The sequence below is a fragment of the Streptomyces sp. CNS606 genome (genome assembly GCF_000426325.1).
Genome location: NZ_AUFD01000005.1, coordinates 359,095 through 380,169 on the forward strand (window position 1 = coordinate 359,095; position 21,075 = coordinate 380,169).

Sequence of the window (21,075 nt, forward strand, 5' to 3'; positions counted from 1 at the left end):
CGTGACCACGGAGCGGACCGACCCGGCAGCCGCGTCGACGGCACAGGACGAGGCGCCCAGCATCCTGCCCATGTCCTCCGGTCAGCAGCGGCTGTGGTTCCTCGCCCAGCTCGACTCCCGGAGCACCGCCGCCTACCTCGGTCACGGCGCCGCCCGCCTGCGCGGACCCTTGGACGCGGAGGCGCTGCAGCGCGCGGTGGACGCCCTGGTGCTGCGGCACGAGACGTTGCGCACCTCCTTCGGCCTGGACGGCGCCGAGCCCGTGCAGCACGTCCACCCCTCCGGCCGGCTGCCCGTGACCCGACGCGACCTGTCCGCGACCGAGGACCCCGACGCCGCGCTGCGGGACGTCCTCACCGGGGAGACGTCCACCCCGTTCCGCCTCGACGCCGCGCCGCTGGCCCGGGTGACCCTGGTCCGGCTCGCCGACCGGGACCACGTCCTCGTCGTCACCTTCCACCACGGCGTCGGGGACATGTGGTCCGGAGCCGTCTTCGTCCGCGAACTCGCCGCCTGCTACGAGGCCGAGACGACCGGGGCCGCACCCGGCCTGCCCGAACTCCCGGTGCAGTACGGCGACTACGCGGCCTGGCAGCAGCGCCGGCTCGAGGACGGCGCGTTCCTCGGCGACCTCGCCTGGTGGCGCATGACCCTGGACGACCTGCCCGTCCTGGAACTCGCCACCGACCTGCCCCGCCCGCCGACGCAGTCCTTCCGCGGCGCCGTCCGCACCACCCGGCTGCCCGCCGACCTCGTCACCGGTCTGGAGGACCTGGCCCGGGAACGTGGCGCGAGCCTCTTCATGGTGCTCCACGCGGCCTACTGCGTCCTGCTCTCCCGCTACTCCGGGCAGCAGGACATCCCCGTGGGCACCTCCGTCGCCGGCCGCGACCGGCCGGAGCTGGAGAACCTCATCGGGATGTTCATCAACACCCTGGTGCTGCGCACCGACCTCGCCGGCGACCCCACGTTCGAGGAACTGCTGGACCGCTCCCGCGAGACCTGCCTGGGCGCGTACGCCCACTCCGAGCTGCCCTTCGAGCGACTGGTGGAGGAGCTGAAACCCGAACGCGACCTGTCCCGATCCCCGCTCGCCCAGGTGTGGCTGATGCTCGGCAACACGCCGTCGGACCGGCTGCGCATGGGCGGCCTCGCCGTCGAGCCGGTGCCCGTGGACACCGGAACCGCCAAGGTCGACCTGTTCCTCTCCCTCGTCCCCGACGGCGACGGCGGCCTGAACGCGGAACTCCACTACGACACGGCGCTGTTCACCGCAGACACCGCGGACCGCATGCTCGACCACCTCACCCTGCTGCTGCGCGAGGCCGCGGCCGACCCGTCCCGCCGCCTGACCGCCCTCCCCGCGCTGCCCGCACCGGAGGCGGCACTCCTCGCCGCCTGGGGGAGCGGCGACACCTCCGCACCCCGCCGCACCCTGCCCGTGCACCGCATGATCGAGGAACAGGCCACCCGTGTGGGCGACCGTACGGCCGTCTTCCTCGACGACCACGCGCTGACCTACCGCGAGCTCAACACCCGCGCCAACCGCCTCGCCCACCTGCTGCGCCGCCGTGGCGTCCGCCCCGGCAGCCGCGTCGGCGTGTGCACCGAACGCACCCCCGACCTGCTGGTCGCACTGCTCGCCGTGCTCAAGTCCGGCGGCGCGTACGTGCCGGTCGACCCCGCCTACCCGGCCGAACGCGTCCGGTTCCTGCTCCGGGACACGGACGTGTCGGTGCTGCTCACCCATCGCAGCGTCGCCGCCGCCCTGCCGGGCCACGACGCCGAGGCGATCTGCCTGGACGACGACCCGGACCCGGCCGCGGCGGAGTCCGGCCACGACCCGGAGCCGGTGGGCGGCCCCGACGACCTCGCCTACGTCATCCACACCTCCGGATCCACCGGCCGTCCCAAGGGCGTGATGATCCCGCACGGGCGGCTACCGAACTTCCTGGACTGCATGCGCCGCCAACCCGGCCTCCACGAGGCCGACATCGTCGCCGCGACCATCACACACGCCTTCGACATGTCCGTGCTCGACTTCTTCCTGCCACTCACCACGGGCGCCACGATCGCCCTGGTGCCGCGCGCCGAAGCCGTCGACGGCGAACGTCTCGCCGCCCGCATGACCGCCACCGGCGCCACGTACTGGCAGGCCACCCCCGCCGCATGGCAACTTCTGCTCGACACCGGCTGGCGGGCCCGCCACCCGTTCCGCGGACTGTGCGGCGCCGAGCCCCTGGACCCCGGCCTGGCCCGCCGCATGGCCGACGCCGGGGTCGAGGCGTGGCAGGTCTACGGGCCCACCGAGACCACTGTCTGGGCGAGCTGCCACCGCGTCCGCGAGGACGACGCTCCCGTCCCCCTGGGCCGCCCCCTCGCCCACACCCGCTTCCGGGTGCTGGACCGCGCCGGCCGGCTCGTCCCCGTCGGCGTCACCGGCGAACTGCACATCAGCGGCCCCGGCGTCGCCCTCGGCTACCACGGGATGCCCGAGCTGACCGACCAGCACTTCCTGCCCGACCCCGACGACCCGCACGCCCGCATGTACCGCACCGGCGACCTGGTGCGGTACCGCGGCGACGGCCGCCTGGAGTTCGTCGGCCGCGCCGACTCCCAGGTCAAGATCCGCGGCTTCCGCGTCGAACTCGGCGAGATCACCGCTGTGCTGCGCGAGCACCCCGACGTCCGCACCGCCGTCGTCGTCCTCCGCGAAGACACTCCCGGCGACCGGCGCCTCGTCGGCTACGCCGAACCCGTCACCATGCCCGAAGACCCCGGCGCCCTCGCCGCCGCGCTGCGCGAATTCGCCCGCAGCCGCGTCCCGGAGTACATGGTGCCCGCCGTCGTGGCCGTGCTGCCCGCCCTGCCCCGCACCCCCAACGGCAAGGTGGACCGCCAGGCCCTCCCCGACCTGGGCAGCTCCCCGCGCCAGAGCACCGACGACTCCACCGCACCCCGCACCGAGACCGAACGGCGCATCGCGGAACTCTGGGCCGACGTGCTCAAGCTCGACACCGTGACGACCGACGACGACTTCTTCGACCTGGGTGGGCACTCGCTCCTCGCCGGCCGCGTCGTCGCACGGCTCGGCAAACACCTCGGACGCAAGATCCCCGTCCGCACCCTGTTCGACAACCCCACGGTCACCGCCTTCGCCGCCCGGCTCGACGAAACCGCCGCCCCCGCGGCCGACCCCGCCCGCACCCCCGACACGACGCGGGAGGAACCCACCGCGGACGTCGGGGCCGCAGCCCCGGCCACCGCTGTCGGCGACGGCCCCGAGCCGTTGCCCCGCACCGCCGAGACCGGCGGGCCCGCGCCCGGCCACGTCGTGCTGCCCGCCTCACTCGGCCAGGCCCGGCTGTGGTTCCTGCACCGCCTCGACCCGGGCAGCGCCACCGCCTACCTGATGTCCGGGCAGGTCGCCCTGGACGGCCCCGTCGACGAGGACGCCCTCCAGCGCGCCGTCGACCGGCTCGCCGACCGGCACGAAAGCCTCCGCACAGCCATGGTCGAGGTCGACGGAGAGCCCCGCCAGGCGATCGCACCGCACGTCACCGTCCCCGTGGAACGTACCGACCTGCGGCACCTGCCGGAGACGGAACGCCGGGACGCGACCGAACGTCTGCTGCGCACCGCGGCCACCCGCCCCTTCGACCTCGCCCGGGCACCGCTGGTGCGCCTCACCCTGCTGCACACCGGCGAAGACCGCCGCGTCCTCTCCTTCGTGCTCCACCACGCCGTCTGCGACCGCTGGTCCGTCGCCGTCCTCGTCCGCGAACTGGTCGCCTGCTACGAGGCGCTGACCGAAGACCGGGAACCGGACCTTCCGCCGCTGCCCGTCCAGTACGCCGACTACGCCGCCTGGCAGCGGACCCGCCAGGACTCCCCGGAGACGGCGGCCCAACTCGCCCACTGGCGGGAGCGGCTGCGCGACCTGCCCGTGGTGGACCTGCCCGCAGACCATCCCCGCCCGCCCGTGCAGACCTTCCGCGGCGCCGTCCGTGCCCGCACCCTCCCCGTCGACGTGCTGCGCACCCTGGAGGAGCTGGGGCGGCGCGAGGGCGCCACCCTGTTCATGGTCCTGCTCGCCGTCTACTACGTGCTGCTGCAGCGGTACAGCGGTCACCGCGACCTCGCCGTCGGCTCGCCCCTCGCCGGGCGCGGCCGGCCCGAACTCGAAGGGATCGTCGGCTTCTTCGTCGACAACCTCGTGCTGCGCACCGACCTGTCCTCGGACCCCACGTTCACCGAACTCCTCGCCCGTGTCCGGGAGACCTGCCTGGACGCCTACGCCCACCCCGACGTGCCGTTCGAACGCCTGGTGGAGGAGACCGGCGCCGCCCGCGACCTCTCCCGCACCCCGCTCTTCCAGACGGTGTTCTCCTTCGGCAACGTCGAGATTCCGCAGACCCGCATGGGAGCCGCTCGCGTCAGGCCGTTCGACGTCGACGCCGGCACCTCCAAGTTCGACCTCGTCCTGGAGATCGTGCGCCGCGACGGCGGCTGGCGCGCCGCTCTGCAGTACAACACCGACCTGTTCGCCGACCACACCGCCGACCGGCTCTTCGACCACTTCGTGGCCCTCCTCGAAGCGGCGGCCGAGGACCCGGCACGCCCGCTGTCCGCCCTCCCCGCGCTCACCGGGGCCGACGCCCGCGCCCTGGAGCGGTGGCGGCGCGGCGAGCACCGCCCCGTTCCCGCCACCACGGCACACGCCCTGTTCGAGCAGCAGGCCCGTCTCACCCCGGCCGACGTCGCGCTGCGCTGCGCCGACGGCGCCACCACCACGTACGCGGAACTCGACGCCCGCGCCGACCGCCTGGCCCGGCACCTGCGCACGCTCGGCGTCGGCCCAGGCACTCTCGTCGCCCTGTGCACCGGGCGCTCGCCGGACACGTACATCGGCATCCTCGGCGTCCTCAAGGCCGGCGGCGCCTACGTGCCCGTCGACCCCGGCTACCCGGCCGACCGCATCCGGCACATGCTCACCGACAGCGCCGCACCCGTCGTCCTCGCCCTCAGCGGTCTCGCCGACACCCTCCCCGCCGACGGCGCGACCCTCGTGCTCCTCGACCGGCCCCTCCCGGCGCCCCACGACGACGAACGGGCCGACCGTACCGACGACGCACCGGCCGCCGGTCCCGACGATCCGGCGTACGTCATCTACACGTCCGGCTCGACCGGACGCCCCAAGGGCACGGTGATCACCCACCGTTCGGTCGCCGACCTGCACCTGACCCGCGACCTGACCGGCATCGGACCGGACGACACCCTGCTCGCCTTCGCCTCCACCAGCTTCGACGCCTCCGTGTGGGAATGGGTCACCGCACTCCTCGGAGGTGCCACCCTCGCCGTGCCGGCCGCCGACGCCCCCCTGGCCGGGGAGGAGCTGGCCGTCACCGTGGAGGCGCTGCGCGTCACGGCGGCCCTGCTCCCGCCCTCCCTGCTGGCCCTGCTCGACCCGCGCGACATGCCCACGCTGCGCACCGTCGTCTCCGGCGGCGAGGACTGCCCCGCCTCGGTCGCCGCGCGCTGGACGGACCATGTGCGGCTGCTCAACGCCTACGGCCCCACCGAGATCACCGTGTACGCCACGCTCTCCGAAGTGCTGACCGGCGAAGGGCACCCACCCATGGGCCGCCCGGTCCCCAACGCCGTCCTCGACGTCCTGGACCCCGACGGCCGCCGAGTACCGGTCGGCGTACCCGGCGAACTGCACGTCGGTGGGCCCGGCGTCGCCCTCGGCTACCTCGGGCTGGCCGACCTGACCGCCGAGCGCTTCACCACCGACCCGGACCGTCCCGGCGACCGCCGCTACCGCACCGGCGACCTCGTCCGATGGCTCCCGGACGGCCAGCTGGAGTACCTCGGCCGCCGGGACGACCAGGTCAAGGTGCGGGGCTTCCGGGTCGAACCCGGAGAGATCGAAGCCGTGCTCCGCACCCACCCCGCCGTGCGGGACGCCGTCGTGCTGCTCCGCGAGGACACCCCCGGCGACCCCCGGCTGACCGGCTACGTCCGCACCGACGGCGACACCGGCGCGAGCCCGGCACACGTCCTCACCGGCGAACTCCTCACCCTGCTGCGCGACCGCCTCCCCGGCTACATGGTCCCCGCACACCTGATCACCCTCACGGCCTTCCCCCGCACCCCCAGCGGCAAGACCGACCGTGCGGCGCTGCCCCGCCCCGACGCCGCACGCCCCGGCACACCGCCGGCCCGCCCCGCCACCCCGGCGGAGGAACACGCCGTGGCCCTCTTCGCACGCGTCCTCGGCACCGAAGGGGTCGGCGTGCACGACGACTTCTTCGCCTTCGGCGGCAACTCGCTGACCGCCACCCGCCTGCACGCCCTGGTACGCGACACCTGGCCGGACGCCCGCATCCCGCTCCGGCTGCTCTTCGAGGAGCCCACCCCGCACGCGCTGGCCCGCGCCGTGACCCGCGCCGGAGACGGCGACGCGGCGGACGACGCCGACACCCGTCCGCGCGCCGACGTCACGCTGGACCCCGAGATCCGCGCCGAGGGGCCCCCTCGGTGGCACCGCGACCCGCAGACCGTCCTCCTCACCGGCGCCACCGGCTTCCTCGGCGCCTTCCTCCTGGACGCCCTCCTGGACAGCACCGGCGCCGACGTGGTCTGCCTGGTGCGCGGCGACTCCGCCGAGGAGGCCGACGCCCGGCTGACCCGCCACCTGCGCGAACTGCGGCTGTGGGACCGCTGGGACGAGGACACCCGGGACCGGGTACGGGCACTGCCGGGCGACCTGTCCCGGCCCCACCTCGGACTCGGCGCCGACGGCTTCGAGCGGCTCGCCCACGAGGTGCAGGAGATCCACCACTGCGGCGCCGCCGTCAACTTCGCCAAGCCGTACGCCGCCCTGCGGGACACCAACGTCGGCGGCACCCGGTCCGTTCTGCGGCTCGCCTGCACCGGCCCGGTCAAGCCGGTCCACCACATCTCCACCCTGTCCGTCTTCACCCTGCGCAGGGAGGGCGACCCCCCGGCCCGCGAGGACGAACTGCCCGCCGACCCGCCGCCCGCGGAGAACGGCTACAACCAGAGCAAGTGGGCGGCCGAGCAGCTCGTCGGACTCGCCCGGGACCGTGGCGTTCCCGTCTCCGTCTACCGCCCCGGCCGCATCGCCGGCGACACCGTCGGCGGGGTGTGGCGTGCGGACGACGTGTTCACCCACATCCTCCGCGCCTGCGCCGTCGTCGGATCCGTGCCGACGCTCGACTTCCACACCGACATCGTGCCCGTCGACCACATCGCCCGCGTAGTCACCGGCATCGCCCGCCAGGAGGAACACCTGGGCGGCACCTACCAGTTCGGCGGCACCCGGCGCCTCACCTTCGACACCGTGCACGCCGCCCTCCGTCGGGCCGGCCATCCGGTCCGGCGCGACTCCTTCGACGACTGGTACCGCGCCTGCCGAGCGCACGCCGAACGACACCCCGACAGCGACCTCGGCCCGACCCTGTCGCTGTTCGGCAAGCGTGTCGAGGACGACCGGCAGGGGCTGCGCGAACCCGTCTTCGACACCTCGAACACCCTGCGGGCCACCGGCGGACTGCGGCCCCCGACGGTGGACGTCCCGCTGCTCACCCGCTTCGTGCAGGAGCTGACCGCGACCGGCTTCCTGCCGCCGCCCCCCGCGGCGGCCGACACCGACGCCTGACCCTCCCTGAAAGGCAACGACATGCACGCGAAACCCACAGTCCTCGTCGCCGGAGCGGGCATCGGCGGCCTCACGGCGGCACTCGCCGTCCGGCGGCAGGGGTTCCCGGTCACCGTCCTGGAACGCCGCACCAGCCTGCGTATCGAGACCAGCGGCACCGGCGTCACCATCTGGTCCAACGCGACCAGTGCCCTCGCCGCCCTCGGGCTGGGCGACCAGGTACTCCGGGCCGGCGTTCCCATCCAGGAGTCCCGCCTGGTCACCGAACGCGACGTGCCGGTCATCCACACCCCGGTGCAGGAGTACACCCACCCCGGCAGCACTCCCGGCGTCACCATCGCCCGCGGCGCGCTGGCCCGCGTCCTCACCGACGCCTGCGAACAGGCCGGCGTGGAGATCCGCTTCTCCGCCAACATCACCGAGCACCGAACCGACGGCGACCGGGTCACCGTCCACCTCGACGACGGCACGGAGCTCACGGGCGGCGTCCTCGTCGGCGCCGACGGACTGCGCTCCCGCACCGCGGCCCGCATTCTCCCCGCCACCGACCCCGTCTACACCGGCGTCACCACCTACCGTGGCGTCAGCGACACCGACTGCGGTGTCCCGCCCGGCACCGTGCACCTCTTCCAGGGCAGGCACGGCGTCAACGGCGGTGCCTGGCACATCGGCGGCGGCCGGGTCACCTGGACCGTCGGCCACCCCGCCCCGCCCGGCGGCCAGGACGCCCCCGGCACCCGGCGCGCACGCATCCTCGAACTGATCGACGGCTTCCAGGGACCGCCGCAGTGCCTGGTGCGCAACACCCCCCAGGACCGACTGCTGCGCACCGACCTCTACTACTGCGACTGGTACGACAGGTGGGGACAGGGCCCCGTCACTCTCCTCGGTGACGCGGCACACGCAGTCACCACGGTCCTCGGCCAGGGAGCCTGCCAGGCCATCGAGGACGCGGTGGTGCTCGGCGACGAACTGGGCGCCGCCCCGAGCGACCCCGCCGCGGCGCTCCGCAGCTACGAACGCGTCCGCCGCGAACGCGTGCGCTCCGTCCGCGACACCATCTTCAAGGTCGCGTCCGCGCCCCGGGTGGACAACCGGCTGCTCCGGCCTCTCTTCCTCCGCCTCACCCGCCACTTCGCCACCCGCAACCAGGAGGCCATGTGGCGTGACCTGCAACAGCCGCCCCGGCTGCGCGCGACCCCGGCTCCCGATGTCGTAGCGCAGCCGTGACCGTGGCCGCCGTGAGCGCCCGTCGCCCGTCAGCGAGAGGACCGATGACACCTCCAACCCCCTCACCCGACAACGCTCCCCGCCCCCTCACCGACCTGTCGCCCGCCGCCGAGGCATGGCGTCGCAAGGTCCGCGACTTCGCTCGCGACCGCGTGGCACCCCGGGCCCGCGCCATGGACGAGGCCGGACGCCTCGACGACGCCCTGGTCCGCGAACTCTTCGAGCACGGCCTGATGGGCATCGAGATCCCCGAGATCTACGGCGGCGGCGACGGCGACCTCTTCGACGTCGTTCTGGCCATCGAGGAACTCGCCCGCGTCGACCCTTCCGTCGCCGTCTTCGTCGACGTGCAGAACGCCCTGGTCGCCAGCGCCCTGCTGCGCCACGGCAGCGGCGACCAGAAGCGCCGCCACCTGCCCCGGCTCGCCGGCGGCGTGACCGGCGCCTACGCCATCTCCGAGGAGCACGCCGGCAGCGACGCGTTCGCCCTGGCCACCCGGGCCGAACCCGACGGCGACGCCTACGTCCTCAACGGCCGCAAGCGCTGGATCACCAGCGCCGCAGAGGCCGGACTCTTCCTGGTCTTCGCCCGAACCGGCGAGCGGCCGTCCGCGTCCGCGCCCCCCGGACTCAGCGCCTTCCTCGTGGAGCGCGACGCCCCCGGCCTCACCGTCGGCGCTGCGGTCCCCAAGATGGGCATCCGCGCAAGCTCGACCTGCGAAGTCGTCCTGGAGAACGTACGGGTCAGGCGCGCCGACCTGCTCGGCCGGCCGGACGACGGGGGAAGCCTCATGGTGGCCACTCTCGACATCGGCAAGCTCGGTATCGCCGCCCAGCTCGTCGGCCTCGCCGACGGCGCCCTGCAGCACGCCCTGCGGCACGCCGAGGAACGCGAGCAGTTCGGCACCCGCATCTGGGACTTCCAGGGCGTACGGTTCCCGCTCGCCCGCCTCGCCGCGGAAGTCGAGGCCGCCCGCGTCCTGCTGTACAACACCGCCCGGCTGCTGCAGGGCGAGGCCCCGCAGCACGAGCGGCTCAAGGCCTCCTCGATGGCCAAGTACGTGGCCTCAGCGGTGGCCGAACGCGTTGCCTCGCAGGCCGTGGAGACCCTCGGCGGCGCCGGGTTCGCGGGCCGTCACCCCGTGGAGAAGCTCTACCGGGACGCCAAGATCGGCGCCATCTACGAGGGCACCTCCAACGTCCAGTTCCAGACCATCGCCTCGCTGCTCTCGCGGCGCGACGGCGCTGCACGACCCGACGGTGCGGCGTCGGCGGCGGGGGAGGAGTGAAGCCGATGGACCCCAGCACCGCACCCGCCGCGGGCGCCTCCGTTCCGGGTACACCCACTGCGGCCGGCAGCCGGCCGCTCCGGCTCTTCTGCTTCCCCTACGCCGGCGGCTCGGCCCGCCTCTTCGCCGGCTGGGAGGCCGCCATGCCCGCCCACGTGCGGCTGCATGCCGTCGAACCCGCCGGCCGCGGCAGCCGGTTCCGCGAGAACCCTCACGACCGCATCGAGACGCTCACCCAGGACCTGCTGCCGACCTTGCTCGCGGCCCGGGACGCTCCGTACGCCCTGTTCGGCTACAGCCTGGGCGCCCTCGTGGCCTTCGAACTCGCCCGCACGATGGAGCAGCGCTTCGGCTGCCCGCCGGCGCACCTGTGCGTGGGAGCCTTCCGCGCCCCGCACATGCGGCGGACCGCGGTACCCGACTACAACCTGCCCGAGGAGCAGTTCCGCGAACGCCTCCGTGCCTTCAACGGAACCCCGGACGCGGTGCTGGCCGACGACTCGCTGATGGAGCTGGTCATCCCCATCCTCCGCGCCGACCTCGCGGTCGCCGACACCTACCAGCACACGGCGGGGCGCCCGCTGAGCTGCCCCATCACCGCCTTCGCCGGCACGGGTGACGAGGAGGTGCCGGTGTCCGCCGTGGCTCAGTGGGAGCGCCACACGAGCGCAGCCTTCACGCTGAAGGTTCTCGAAGGCGACCACTTCTTCATCCACCAGGAGGAGGCCACCTTGTTGCGACACCTGTCCGGTGCCTTCACGGACGGGTGAGGAAGCCCGGCTCGTGGACGCACGTCAGGCGCCCTCCTCGCCGGAGGGCTCGTCGACGATGCCCTCTCGCAGGGCCAGGGCGACTGCCAGCGTCCGGTTGGGACAGTTGAGCTTCGCCAGTACGTTGGCCACGTGGCGCTTTGCGCCGTGCTGGGATATCTGCAACGACCTGGCTATCTGCTTGTTGCTGTATCCCTCTGCGAGGAGTTGCAGCGTCTCCTGCTCACGTGCTGTGAGGAAGAACGGTCGCACAGCACGGGCCGGAACGCCGCTGCGTATCCGTCCCAGCATCCACTTCGACAGCAGGGCGGGCACGGGCATGTCGCCCCTGACCAGCCTCCGGAGGGAGTCCTCCAGTGACTGCGCGGTGATCTCGTCGACGAGCAGGAACCCGTCGGCCGGCATCTCCGCAGCGACGGCGAGTTGCTGTTCGTCCCCGCTCTCCAGCAGGGCCAGCGTCTTGCCCTGCTGCTCGCGTGTGGCCGCCACCAGCTCCATCACCTCGGGTGTCAGGTCGCACGGACAGATCACCACGTCGGTAGCGGGCAGGCTCATCCGTACTTCAGCCGCTCCGGGGTCGTCGAAGGCCGTGACCCGGGCGGCGAAGTCCTTCTCCTTCATCATCGACTCCAGGCCGCGCCGCACCATCTCGTGCGGGTGCACGACGCTCACACGCAGACCGCCGGAGATCGCGGACTGCGGCAGCGTCTGCTGCTCCGCGGCCCCGGTCGTCTCGGCGTCGTTGCTGACTCGCATCGGCCCAGGCCCTGACGTTCCCTTGCACACGGCCATCCAGACCTTCCTCTCAGGCTCGACGGGCTTATTTGTAATACATATCCAGCTCGTATGCGTCGATGGAGCCGCCTCCTGTCCACCATGTGCCAACCCGACACGTCACATGACAGGTTGGTGTCGTTACGGTTTGCTGTTGGGGAGGTAGCCGTTCGGCTACCCCGTTCGACCGCCCGGGTGGGCACGTGGACCGGCGAGCCGGGATGCGGACGCGGGTCACGCGTTGAGGCCGTGGCGGACGGCGGTGTCCTCGCCCTGCCGCATCCGGGTTCTCGCCTTCTCTCCCAGGGCGTTGACGACGGCGGCCACGGTGGTCTCCACGACCGCCAGCGTCGGAACCAGGCTGTCGTAGGGGGAGGGGGCAGTGACCTGGCTGGCGAGCACCACGTCCGCGTGCACGGTCGCGGGGGACAGCCAGGCGTCGGTGAACAGGACCACGGTGCCGCCCTTCTCCCGCAGGGTCTCGGCGATGACGCTCTTGTCCTGCTCGTAGCGCCGGTAGTCGAAGAGGACGAGCACATCACGGCGGCCGCAGGCCGTCAGCGCCGCTGTGCGTTCGACGGGCCGGTCGGGGAGGATGTGGACGCCGTCGCGCAGCTGCATCAGGTGCAGTGCCAGGTACTGGGCGAGGAGATGGGTGAAGCGGCCGCCGGCTACCGTGATCCGCCGTTTCGGGTCGCTGAGGTACTCCACGGTGCGGTCCAGATCGTGCGGCGGAAGCTCGGCCAGGGTGCGGCCGACGGCGGAGGCGAAGATGTCGCTTCCGTGCCGCAGCAGGCCTTCGCCGTCGTCGCCCGCCGGGCCGCGCTCGTAGGCGTCCCTGTCGTAGAGCGTGAGCGGCCACGCGTTGCGCGCCTCCAGCTCCGCGCGCAGCGCCGACTGCAGCGCGGGAAACCCGGAGTAGCCCAGGCGGGTGGCGAACCTGAGGACGGTGGGGGCGCTGACTCCGGCACGCTCCGCCAGCACCGCCACGGTTTCGAACCCGGCGGCGGGGTAGCCGGCGAGCAGGACCCGGCCCACCTTGCGTTCGGCCGGGCTCAGTTCGCCGAGGCGTTGTCGGATCTCGTCGGCGAGGGTGCCGGGTGCCATGGTCAATCCTTCCCTGGGTTCGGCGCGGGCCGCGGCGTGGCGGCCCGCGCCGAGCTTATGCAGTGCTGCGCGCGTCGCGGCGGTCGCCCACTCGCGCGGTGAGCGCGGCCAGCAGGGCGACTCGCTGCGGTACCGAGTCCAGGTCGAGCCATTCGTCGGGGGAGTGGTCGGCGCCTCCGACCGGTCCGAGTCCGTCCAGGACGGGGGTGCCGGTGCCGGCGACGAGGTTGGCGTCGCCGACGCCGCCGGTGTGGACGCCGTCGAAACGCAGCCCCAGGTCCGCGGCGAGGCCCTGCGCCTCCGCCAGCAGAGTCCGTGAGGCGTGGGTGGCCTCCATCGGCGGGCACACGTCGATCTGGTGGACGGCCGCCGAGGTCCCCGGGACCAGACGCCGTTGACCGAGTTCCCGCACGGCGTCGGTGGCGCGCCGGAGGCCGTCCCGTGTGGCCGCTCGCACCTCCAGGCGCAGTTCTGCGTCCGGGCAGACGATGTTGCTTCGCGTGCCGGCCCTGACCACCCCCACGTTGACGGTGACGCCCTGCCAACGGCCGTTGAGCGCCTGCAGCGCCACCACCAGGTGTGCGGCGGCGAGAGCGGCGCTGGCACCTCTGCCGGGTTCGATGCCCGCGTGTGCGGCCCGGCCGGTGACCCGTATGCGGAAGTCGGAGACGCCCTTGCGGGCCACGACCAGATCGCCGTTCTCCCGGGCGCACTCCAGCACCAGGGCGACGTCGGCCTCCCGCGCCGTCGCCTCGGTCAGCGCACGGCTCGCGGGCCCGCCGATCTCCTCGTCGGGCACCGCGAGGAACAGCACTTCCGCGTAGTCCTCCCAGCCCGCCCCGGCCAGCAGCCGCAGCGCGGTGAGGCCTGCCAGGAGCCCGCCCTTGTCGTCGCAGACCCCGGGACCGTGGGCAAGGCGGCCGGCCGTGCGGAAGGGCCGTGCGGCGGCCGTACCGTCCTCGAAGACCGTGTCGAGATGGCCGAGCAGGAGGACGCGCCGGCCGCCGGCCTCGGGCGGGAGGCGGCCCGGCTTGCGCGCGAGTACCGCGTCGCCGGTCTCCGCACGGCCCAGGGGCACGCGCTCGGCGGTGAACCCGAGCCTCGTCAGGCTGTCGCGGACTCGGTCGGCGACGCGGTTGACTCCGTGCGGGGAGTAGGAGCCGGAGTCGATCGCGACGAGGTCTGCGAGGTCGCGTACGAAGGTCTCCATGTGGGCCAGGGCAGGGGCGAGCAGGTCGGCCGCGGTCGGCATCGCCGTGAGCCGCGGCGCACGCGCGGCGGTCACAGGACCTTGGACAGGAAGGCGCGGGTCCGTTCCTGCTCGGGATGAGCGAGGACCGCGGCAGGATCGCCCGCCTCCACCACGGCTCCGTCGTCCATGAAGACCGCGGTGTCCGCGACCTCGCGCGCGAAGCCGATCTCATGGGTGACGACGAGCATGGTCATGCCGTCCGCGGCGAGCGCGCGCATGACGTCGAGGACTTCGCCCACCAGCTCCGGGTCGAGGGCGGAGGTCGGTTCGTCGAAGAGCATCAGCGTGGGCTTCATGGCGAGCGCACGGGCGATCGCGACACGTTGCTGCTGCCCGCCGGACAGCTGCGAGGGGTAGTGGCCGGCCTTGTCGGCCAGGCCGACCCGGCCCAACAGGCGGTCGGCCTCCTCACGTGCCCGGGCCCGGGACAGCCCGCCGACGCGCACCGGGGCCTCGGTCACGTTGTCCAGCGCGGTCATGTGGGGGAAGAGGTGGAAGCGCTGGAAGACCATGCCGATGCGACGACGCTGCGCGGCGACCTCCTTCTCCCGGAGCTCGAACAGCCGACGTCCCTGCTGTCGGTAGCCGACCAGGGAGCCGTCGACGGACAGGCGGCCGCCGTCCACCTTCTCGAGGTGGTTCACACAGCGCAGGAACGTCGACTTCCCCGAACCCGAGGGGCCCAGCAGGCAGCACACCTGGCCGCGTTCGACGGTCAGGTCGATGCCCTTGAGGACCTCCAGGCGCCCGAAGCGCTTGCGGACGCCCTCGGCGTGCACCATCGGAACGCTCATCGGTTCTCCTTCTTCGCTTCCGTGGCCGGGCTCTGCGCGTCCACCGGCGCGGCACCCGGTGCGTGTGGTTCCGGCCGCGACGACGGCCCGCCGCCGAAGAGCCTGCGCAGCGGCGAAGCACCGTCGGCGCCGGCCACGCCGCGCCCGTAACGTCGCTCCAGCCACGCCTGCGGGATGCTGAGCACGCTGACCATCGCCAGGTACCAGGCGGAGGCGACCACCAGCATCGGGATGACCTGGTAGTTCTGCGCGTACACGTCCTGGATGTTCGACATCAGGTCGTGGGCGGCGATGACGGAGACCAGGGCCGTCATCTTGAGCATGTTGATGGTCTCGTTGCCCATCGGCGGGATGATCACGCGCATGGCCTGCGGAAGAACGATGCGACGCATCGTCAGCCCCGGTCGCATGCCCAGCGAGTGCGCGGCCTCGGTCTGCCCGCGGTCCACCGACTGGATGCCCGCCCGGACGATCTCGCTGGAGTACGCGGCCTCGTTGAGTCCGAGCGCCAGGAGCGCGGCGACGGCCGGGGTGAGCAGCGCGTTGGTCTCGGCGCGGAAGAAGGTGATGTCGGTGAACGGCACGCCGATCATGACCTGGCTGTACAGGGCTCCGGCGTATCCCCAGAAGATGATCTGGACCAGCAGGGGGGTGCCCCGGAAGAGCCACACCACCAGGCCGGAAAGCCACCTCAGCAGCGGGTTGGGGGAGAGCCGCATGACCGCGATGACCGTGCCGAGGCTCACCCCCAGGACCATCGAGGCGGCGGTCAGCCACAGGGTGGTGACCAGCCCGTCGAAGACCAGGTCGGCGAAGAGGTAGTCGGCGACGATGTCCCAGCGCAGGTTGTCGTTGCGGGCGAGCGAGCCGACCGTACCGGCGAGCGCGAGCACCGTGACGACGGCGGCCACCCACCGCCCGTAGTGCCGTACCGGCACCAGAGTCGTCCCGGTTCCGGTGGAGTCGGCCGACCCCCGGCCGTGCGCAGTGGTGCTCGTGACGGCCATGTCTACTTCGCCCCCGCGTTCTCGGTGGCCTTCTCGAGCGCGATGGACGCGAGCCCGTACCTGTCGAAGATCTTCTCCGCGCTTCCGTCGTCGATGAGCGACTGCAGCGCCTCGCGTATGGCGTCGGTCAGCTCCGGCATCCGTTTGCTGACGGCGATGCCGTTGGGGGAGGCGCGATAGCCGCCGGGCGCCGCCGGGTCCTCGACGAGATCGAACGCCTTCCCGTCGTCCGCGTTCTTCGCCGTCCACGCGGCGGCCGGCTTGGTGAGCACGTGCGCCACGACCTTGCCCGAACGCAGCGCCAGCTGAGCGTCGGAGTCCTTGGGGTAGGTCTGCACGTCGATCCCGGAGTCCCCGCCGGCCTTGCACTTTCCGCTGTGGGCGGTCAGCAGCTCCAGCTGGTTCGTGGCCACCTGGACCGCGACCTTCCGCCCGCACAGGTCCTCCAGCGTGGCAAGCCCTTCCGGGTTTCCCTCCCGGACCATCACCCCGGACCCGGACAGGGAGTAGTCGACGAAGTCGACCACCTGCTGACGCTCCTCGTTGTCGGTGATCGCGGACATCGCGACGTCGAACTTGCCCGCCTGGATCGCGGGGATGATGCCGTCGAACTTCTGCGGGGTGAAGGCGAACTTCACGCCGAGGCGTGCGCCCAGCGCCTGACCGAGGTCGTAATCCAGGCCGGTGAGTTCCTTTCCGCCCTCCTCGGCGAACATCTCGAACGGCGGGTACGGCACGTCGGTCGCCACCCGCACCACCCCCGACTCCCGGATCTCGTCCGGCAGTTCCCGGTGCAGACCGTTGTCGGTGTCGATGGTCACTCCGGCGACCTTCGAAGGAACCTCGGGGCGCTGTGCGGCGGACTCCCCCGCCGCACGCGGCCAGCGAGAGGCAGGTCGCGACGGCCGACGCGACGGCCACCGCGCGGCGGTGGAGGGCAAGGGGAGGGTGCACGAGAGACTCCTCGGTCGAACGCAGGGGCAGGACTGCGCCCGGACGTTACATCAGGGAGCCGGAGGCGCCTAGATGTAATGCACGTTACGCACTGTGCGTGTGCGCTCGGTGGCCGAGTGGAAGCATCTCCGGGTGTGTTACGGCTGCCTGTCGCCCCCCGCTGCTCTGCCCGTCCGTGTCCGTGTCTGCGCCCGAGGCGTCCGCCGGTACATCGGGGGTGTGCCGGCGTTCGGAGCCGACCAGGTGCTCCGTCCGAGTGGGTGCCGTCGACCCGCGATTCCCGCAATCCGCAGATACCGCACCATGCGGCCGTCGTGATTTCCGCGCGGTGCCTTCCCGGCGCATATGCCCGCAACGTCGGTCCGGCTTCCCAGGAGAAACCGAATGGGCAATGCCAATTGTGTGCCCACGCGGGAGGCTGAGGATTACCGCCGGTGTGATGCAGGCCACACGACACCCTCTTGGTGATCCCTTTGCCTGCACCTATCGTCGTGACCACGCGTCAGATGGAGATTTCACTTTCTCGTTCCCCCGGCCAGGAACGTGACGGAGATATCGATCTCTTTCTTCGGAAGCCATTTTCTGCGGCATGCGTGAGATACACGCGCCGTTCGTCGTGACACGAAACGGGGGCATTCTCATTCCTCGTCCGTCAGCCCTCTGTCCAGCGCGAGCGGCGCGCATCTCCCCGCCGCCTCATCGCTGAACGCAGATCGCCGCGGCCCGGACTCGGCGGCCGCGCCTCGAAGCTGCCCGACGCGGCGTCGTCGGGTATGGCCGGGCGGCGGCGTGCCGTCCCGGTACGGAGCACGACCGAGACACACAGGAGGACTCCGCATGGAGCAGAAGATCGCGACGTTCATGAACGGGCAGGACCTCGGTCCGATCGAGAACGGCCTCCAGGAGACCACCCCCGCGCCGGTCATGGGCACCCCCGCCTCCGCCGCCGCCACCTGCTGGTACGTGGCAGGCGGCGTAGCCGGTGCGGGTGCCGTCGTCGGCGCCTACACCTGGGGTGTCGCCAACGGCTGACCGGCCGCCGCCGGGCAGCCCGCGCCTTCGTCCCCCACCGGTACAGGAAGAGGAGAAAGCAATGAGCCGCATCAAGAACAGTGTGATCGCCGTCACGCCGGAGAAGCTGCAGGACGGGGCCACCACCGAACTGGGCGCGATGGCGCCCGTCCAGGCCACTCCGGGCTTCGTCGCCTTCGGTGTGGGCTTCGCCGGCGGTGCCGGCGCCGCCTGGGTGACCGTCCAGGCCTACGAGGCCGGCGTCAACGACTGACCCGTCCCGTTCGAGGTTCACCCGCGGAAAGACTCCGCCGGAATCGCGCCGCACCCGTGCGAGGCCGCACGCGGAGAGAGCTGCCGGGCCGCGCCGCAATCGCGGCCCGGCAGCCCTTCGCGTCATGGTAAGCACCCGTACATCGGACCGCCCCGTCGAAGAAAGCCTCGGCATATTCCGTCGGACGGAATGATGGGTGGGTGAAATCGGGGAAACGCCTACCGGCGGGAGAGCATCAGGTGGCGGATCTCGGTCGATTCCAGGTCGGTTGAACCACTTTGAGGAGAGGGCAGGCCACGGGCGTCGTGACCGCTCTGGGACCGTGGTCGGGCACCGACACGAGCTCCTACCTGTATGAAGGGGGCGTCTACGTAGACGAGCGTCCCGGCCGCGCCGGGGGGGCACGACCGGGACGTCGTTCGAGTCGTCGTCCGCGAACGGGACTGGGGCTGGGGCTGGAGGAGTGTCAGACCCGGGCGCCTCGGTCGAAGTCACCCGTCGCGCCCGCCCGCCTACTCGACGCCGACTGCGAGCGTGCTCGCGAAGTGGTCGAGCGTTTCGGGCGAGGCGGAGGCGAACTGTTGTGCGCCTCAAGTTCGACGGCCAGGGGTGTGGCTGTGAAGAGTGAGGAGTACGTGCCCACGACCACGCCGATCAGGAGGGCGAGGGCGAAGTCGGTGAGTGAGTCGCCGCCGAAGAGCAGCAGGGCGCCGAGGATGAAGAGCGCGCCCATGCCCGTGTTGATCGTGCGGGGCAGCGTCCTCACGACGGCGTCCCCGGCGATGTCCGCGAACGGGGCGCCGCGGTGGCGAGCCCACATCTCGCGTAGCCGGTCGAAGACCACGACTGAGTCGTTGACGGAATAGCCGATGACCGTGAGCAGTGCGGCGAGGAAGACGCCGTCGAGCGGCTTACCCAGCCAGGCGAAGGTGCCCACGACCAGAAGGATGTCGTGCGCCATGGCTGCCACTGCGGCTGCGGCGAAGGACCAGCGGAAGCGGAACGCGAGGTAGGCCAGCTGGGCCGCGAGCGCGACGCCCAGCGCAATCAGCGCGTTGCGCCGGAGCTCGTCGCCCAGGCTGGGCCCGATCATCTCATCGCTTGCCTTCTCCACACGTCCGTCCACGGCCTCCGCGACTGCTGCGCGAATCTCGACTTCCTCGGCGTTCGACAGATCCCCGGTTCGCACGGAGACGTCTCCGTCACCCGTTACTTGTACTACCGCCTGTGGAAAACCCGCGTCCGCGAGTGTGTCCCGTACTTTGCTCGAGTCGACCGAGGCGCTCGTGCTGTATTCGACGAGCCGTCCGCCGGTGAACTCCACGCCGAATTCCAGTCCCCGGGCAGCGATTCCCGCAGTGGCCAGCACCAGCGCTGCTGCGGACACTGCGAGCCAGCGCCGTGGTCGGCGTAGCAGCCCGGGCCCGTGCCGGGCCAGCCGGCGGCGCATGCGGCCTTCGCCGGCGATGCCGGAGAGCCTGGGACGTGCGGTCAGGCCCCTGCGGCGTACGGCTGTGTCGGTGAGCACGCGCGCGATGACGAGGGCGCTGAACATCGAGGCCAGCACGCCGAGGGAGAGTGTGACGCCGAAACCGCGCACCGGGCCTGAGGCGAGGAAGAACAGCAGGCCGGCGGCGAGCAGAGTAGTGATGTTGGAGTCTGCGATGGCGCTGAAGGCGTGTCGGAAGCCGGCCGCCAGGGTGGAACGGAGGCTTGGCGTGCGACGCGCTGCGTACTCTTCTCGTGCGCGTTCGAAGACGAGCACGTTGGCGTCGACGGCCATCCCGATCGCCAGCACGAAGCCCGCGAGGCCGGGCAGGGTGAGGGTTGCACCGAGGGCCAGCAGGCCGGCGTAGGAGATGAGGCCGTAGCAGGCGAGTGCAACGGTGGCGAGTGCGCCCAGCAGCCGGTAGACGCCGATGATGAACACCGACGTCAGTGCGGTGCCGGCGATCGCGGCCCAGCCGCTGGCTTCGATGGCCTGTTCTCCGAGCGTGGGTCCTACGGTGCGTTGTTCGAGGAGTTCGATCGGTACGGGCAGGGCGCCGCCGTTGATCAGCAGGGAAAGCTCCTGCGCCTCCTTCTGGCCGAAGCCGCCGGTGATGTGCGTGGCGCCACCGCTGATGCCCTTCCCACACTGAACCGATGGGTCGACCTGGGGGGAGGAGATGATCTCGTCATCGAGCACGATCGCGACTCGTCGGGTCGGGACGCCGGGTGCTGCGCAGGCTGCCTTGCCCGTGAGTTGCGCCCATTTCTGCTTGCCGTCGCCGCGCAGGTCGACGGAGACGTACCAGCCGGCCCCCCGCTGCTGGTCGAGCAGTGCTCTTGCCTGTTCGACCTCGTCGCCGGCCAGGGCAGCAGGGCCGAGGCGCAGCCGCTGCCCGGACTCGTTGCGCAGCACCTGTCCTTTCCCGTCGGGCCCGTCGGGCTTGTCGCTGTTGCCGTCCCCGATGCCGAGTACGGGGTGGAAGGAGAGCTGTGCGGTGCGGCCCAGGACCTCCGCTGCTTCTCGAGGGTCCTGCACGCCGGGCAGTTCGACGATGATGCGCCGGTCGCCGGAGCGGGCGAGGGTGGGTTCGCTGACTCCGAGTGCGTCCACCCGGCGGCGGAGCACCTCCAACGTTCGATCGGTGGCCTCGTCGTCGGCCTGGGCGGTGGGGGAGTCGCGGGTCTCCAGGACCATATGGGTGCCACCACGCAGGTCGAGCCCTAGGCGTGGCGTCTGGGTCAGGGCGAGATACAGGGCAAGGGTGAGGACGGCGCATGCGAGCACCGCCCGCACCCTGTTGGCGCGGGTCAAGGGGCCTCCGGCAGGAGAAGGGGAATTCGGTGGTTCAGGAGTGTTGCGCCGGAGGCGGGGCGCGGTCGGTGCACCTACCGGTGTACGGACAGGTGGCGTACGCGCACCCGGTGTGAGTGAGGC

General features: G+C 72.0%; 13 protein-coding genes. 6 read left to right on the forward strand and 7 right to left on the reverse strand.

What is annotated here, in order from left to right; all coding sequences use genetic code 11:
• Position 1: 1 nt before the first annotated feature.
• The 4 genes from K304_RS26770 to K304_RS26785 are packed head-to-tail and all read left to right on the forward strand — an operon-like array spanning position 2 to position 10,976.
• Positions 2–7,687, forward strand: a complete 7,686-nt coding sequence (locus tag K304_RS26770; RefSeq protein ID WP_051307660.1) for a non-ribosomal peptide synthetase — start codon at positions 2–4, stop codon at positions 7,685–7,687.
• A gap of 21 nt (positions 7,688–7,708) precedes the next feature.
• Positions 7,709–8,917, forward strand: a complete 1,209-nt coding sequence (locus K304_RS26775; protein ID WP_051307662.1) for an FAD-dependent monooxygenase — start codon at positions 7,709–7,711, stop codon at positions 8,915–8,917.
• Between the two features lie 44 nt (positions 8,918–8,961).
• Entirely contained in the window at positions 8,962–10,206 is a 1,245-nt protein-coding gene (locus K304_RS26780) for an acyl-CoA dehydrogenase family protein (RefSeq protein ID WP_051307664.1), read from the forward strand.
• 5 nt (positions 10,207–10,211) lie between these two features.
• The gene (locus K304_RS26785; RefSeq protein WP_051307666.1) at positions 10,212–10,976 is read left to right on the forward strand and encodes an alpha/beta fold hydrolase; all 765 of its coding nucleotides are present in this window, start codon (positions 10,212–10,214) and stop codon (positions 10,974–10,976) included.
• Positions 10,977–11,000: 24 nt separating this feature from the next.
• Here the strand turns inward: K304_RS26785 and K304_RS0101660 are convergent, their stop codons facing one another.
• The 6 genes from K304_RS0101660 to K304_RS26795 all read right to left on the reverse strand — a co-directional run bounded on the left by K304_RS0101660 (position 11,001) and on the right by K304_RS26795 (position 16,731).
• The gene (locus tag K304_RS0101660) at positions 11,001–11,732 is read right to left on the reverse strand and encodes a response regulator transcription factor (protein WP_051307668.1); all 732 of its coding nucleotides are present in this window, start codon (positions 11,730–11,732) and stop codon (positions 11,001–11,003) included.
• A gap of 252 nt (positions 11,733–11,984) precedes the next feature.
• Positions 11,985–12,857: a MurR/RpiR family transcriptional regulator gene (locus K304_RS0101665; RefSeq protein WP_027762317.1), complete on the reverse strand. Its 873-nt coding sequence runs from the start codon at positions 12,855–12,857 to the stop codon at positions 11,985–11,987.
• Between the two features lie 55 nt (positions 12,858–12,912).
• The gene (locus K304_RS0101670; protein ID WP_486591543.1) at positions 12,913–14,142 is read right to left on the reverse strand and encodes a M20 family metallopeptidase; all 1,230 of its coding nucleotides are present in this window, start codon (positions 14,140–14,142) and stop codon (positions 12,913–12,915) included.
• The gene (locus tag K304_RS0101675; protein ID WP_027762319.1) at positions 14,139–14,903 is read right to left on the reverse strand and encodes an amino acid ABC transporter ATP-binding protein; all 765 of its coding nucleotides are present in this window, start codon (positions 14,901–14,903) and stop codon (positions 14,139–14,141) included. The genes K304_RS0101670 and K304_RS0101675 overlap by 4 nt, the downstream gene beginning before the upstream one ends.
• Complete coding sequence (locus tag K304_RS26790; RefSeq protein WP_106965495.1) at positions 14,900–15,910, reverse strand: amino acid ABC transporter permease; 1,011 nt, start codon at positions 15,908–15,910, stop codon at positions 14,900–14,902. Before K304_RS26790 ends, K304_RS0101675 begins: the two co-directional genes overlap by 4 nt.
• 2 nt (positions 15,911–15,912) lie before the next feature.
• Positions 15,913–16,731, reverse strand: coding sequence for an ABC transporter substrate-binding protein (locus K304_RS26795; RefSeq protein ID WP_486591544.1), 819 nt, complete (start codon positions 16,729–16,731; stop codon positions 15,913–15,915).
• Between the two features lie 970 nt (positions 16,732–17,701).
• Between K304_RS26795 and K304_RS0101690 the strand changes: the two genes are divergently transcribed.
• Complete coding sequence (locus K304_RS0101690; RefSeq protein WP_027762320.1) at positions 17,702–17,896, forward strand: hypothetical protein; 195 nt, start codon at positions 17,702–17,704, stop codon at positions 17,894–17,896.
• 61 nt (positions 17,897–17,957) lie between these two features.
• Positions 17,958–18,149 carry a hypothetical protein gene (locus K304_RS0101695; protein WP_027762321.1) on the forward strand — a complete coding sequence of 64 codons (192 nt, stop codon included), beginning with the start codon at positions 17,958–17,960 and terminating at the stop codon, positions 18,147–18,149.
• Positions 18,150–18,615: 466 nt separating this feature from the next.
• Here the strand turns inward: K304_RS0101695 and secD are convergent, their stop codons facing one another.
• Positions 18,616–20,952 (reverse strand): protein translocase subunit SecD, encoded by a 2,337-nt coding sequence (gene secD / locus K304_RS0101700; RefSeq protein WP_027762322.1) that lies wholly within the window; start codon positions 20,950–20,952, stop codon positions 18,616–18,618.
• Between the last annotated feature and the right edge of the window lie 123 nt (positions 20,953–21,075).

Bases quoted from the DNA above. Each gene is read 5' to 3' on its own strand.
- K304_RS26785 (WP_051307666.1), top strand. From the start codon at position 10,212: ATGGACCCCAGCACCGCACCCGCCGCGGGCGCCTCCGTTCCGGGTACA.
- K304_RS0101660 (WP_051307668.1), bottom strand. From the start codon at position 11,732: ATGCGAGTCAGCAACGACGCCGAGACGACCGGGGCCGCGGAGCAGCAG.
- K304_RS0101675 (WP_027762319.1), bottom strand. From the start codon at position 14,903: ATGAGCGTTCCGATGGTGCACGCCGAGGGCGTCCGCAAGCGCTTCGGG.
- K304_RS26790 (WP_106965495.1), bottom strand. From the start codon at position 15,910: ATGGCCGTCACGAGCACCACTGCGCACGGCCGGGGGTCGGCCGACTCC.
- K304_RS26780 (WP_051307664.1), top strand. From the start codon at position 8,962: ATGACACCTCCAACCCCCTCACCCGACAACGCTCCCCGCCCCCTCACC.
- K304_RS0101665 (WP_027762317.1), bottom strand. From the start codon at position 12,857: ATGGCACCCGGCACCCTCGCCGACGAGATCCGACAACGCCTCGGCGAA.
- K304_RS0101695 (WP_027762321.1), top strand. From the start codon at position 17,958: ATGAGCCGCATCAAGAACAGTGTGATCGCCGTCACGCCGGAGAAGCTG.
- K304_RS26775 (WP_051307662.1), top strand. From the start codon at position 7,709: ATGCACGCGAAACCCACAGTCCTCGTCGCCGGAGCGGGCATCGGCGGC.
- K304_RS0101690 (WP_027762320.1), top strand. From the start codon at position 17,702: ATGGAGCAGAAGATCGCGACGTTCATGAACGGGCAGGACCTCGGTCCG.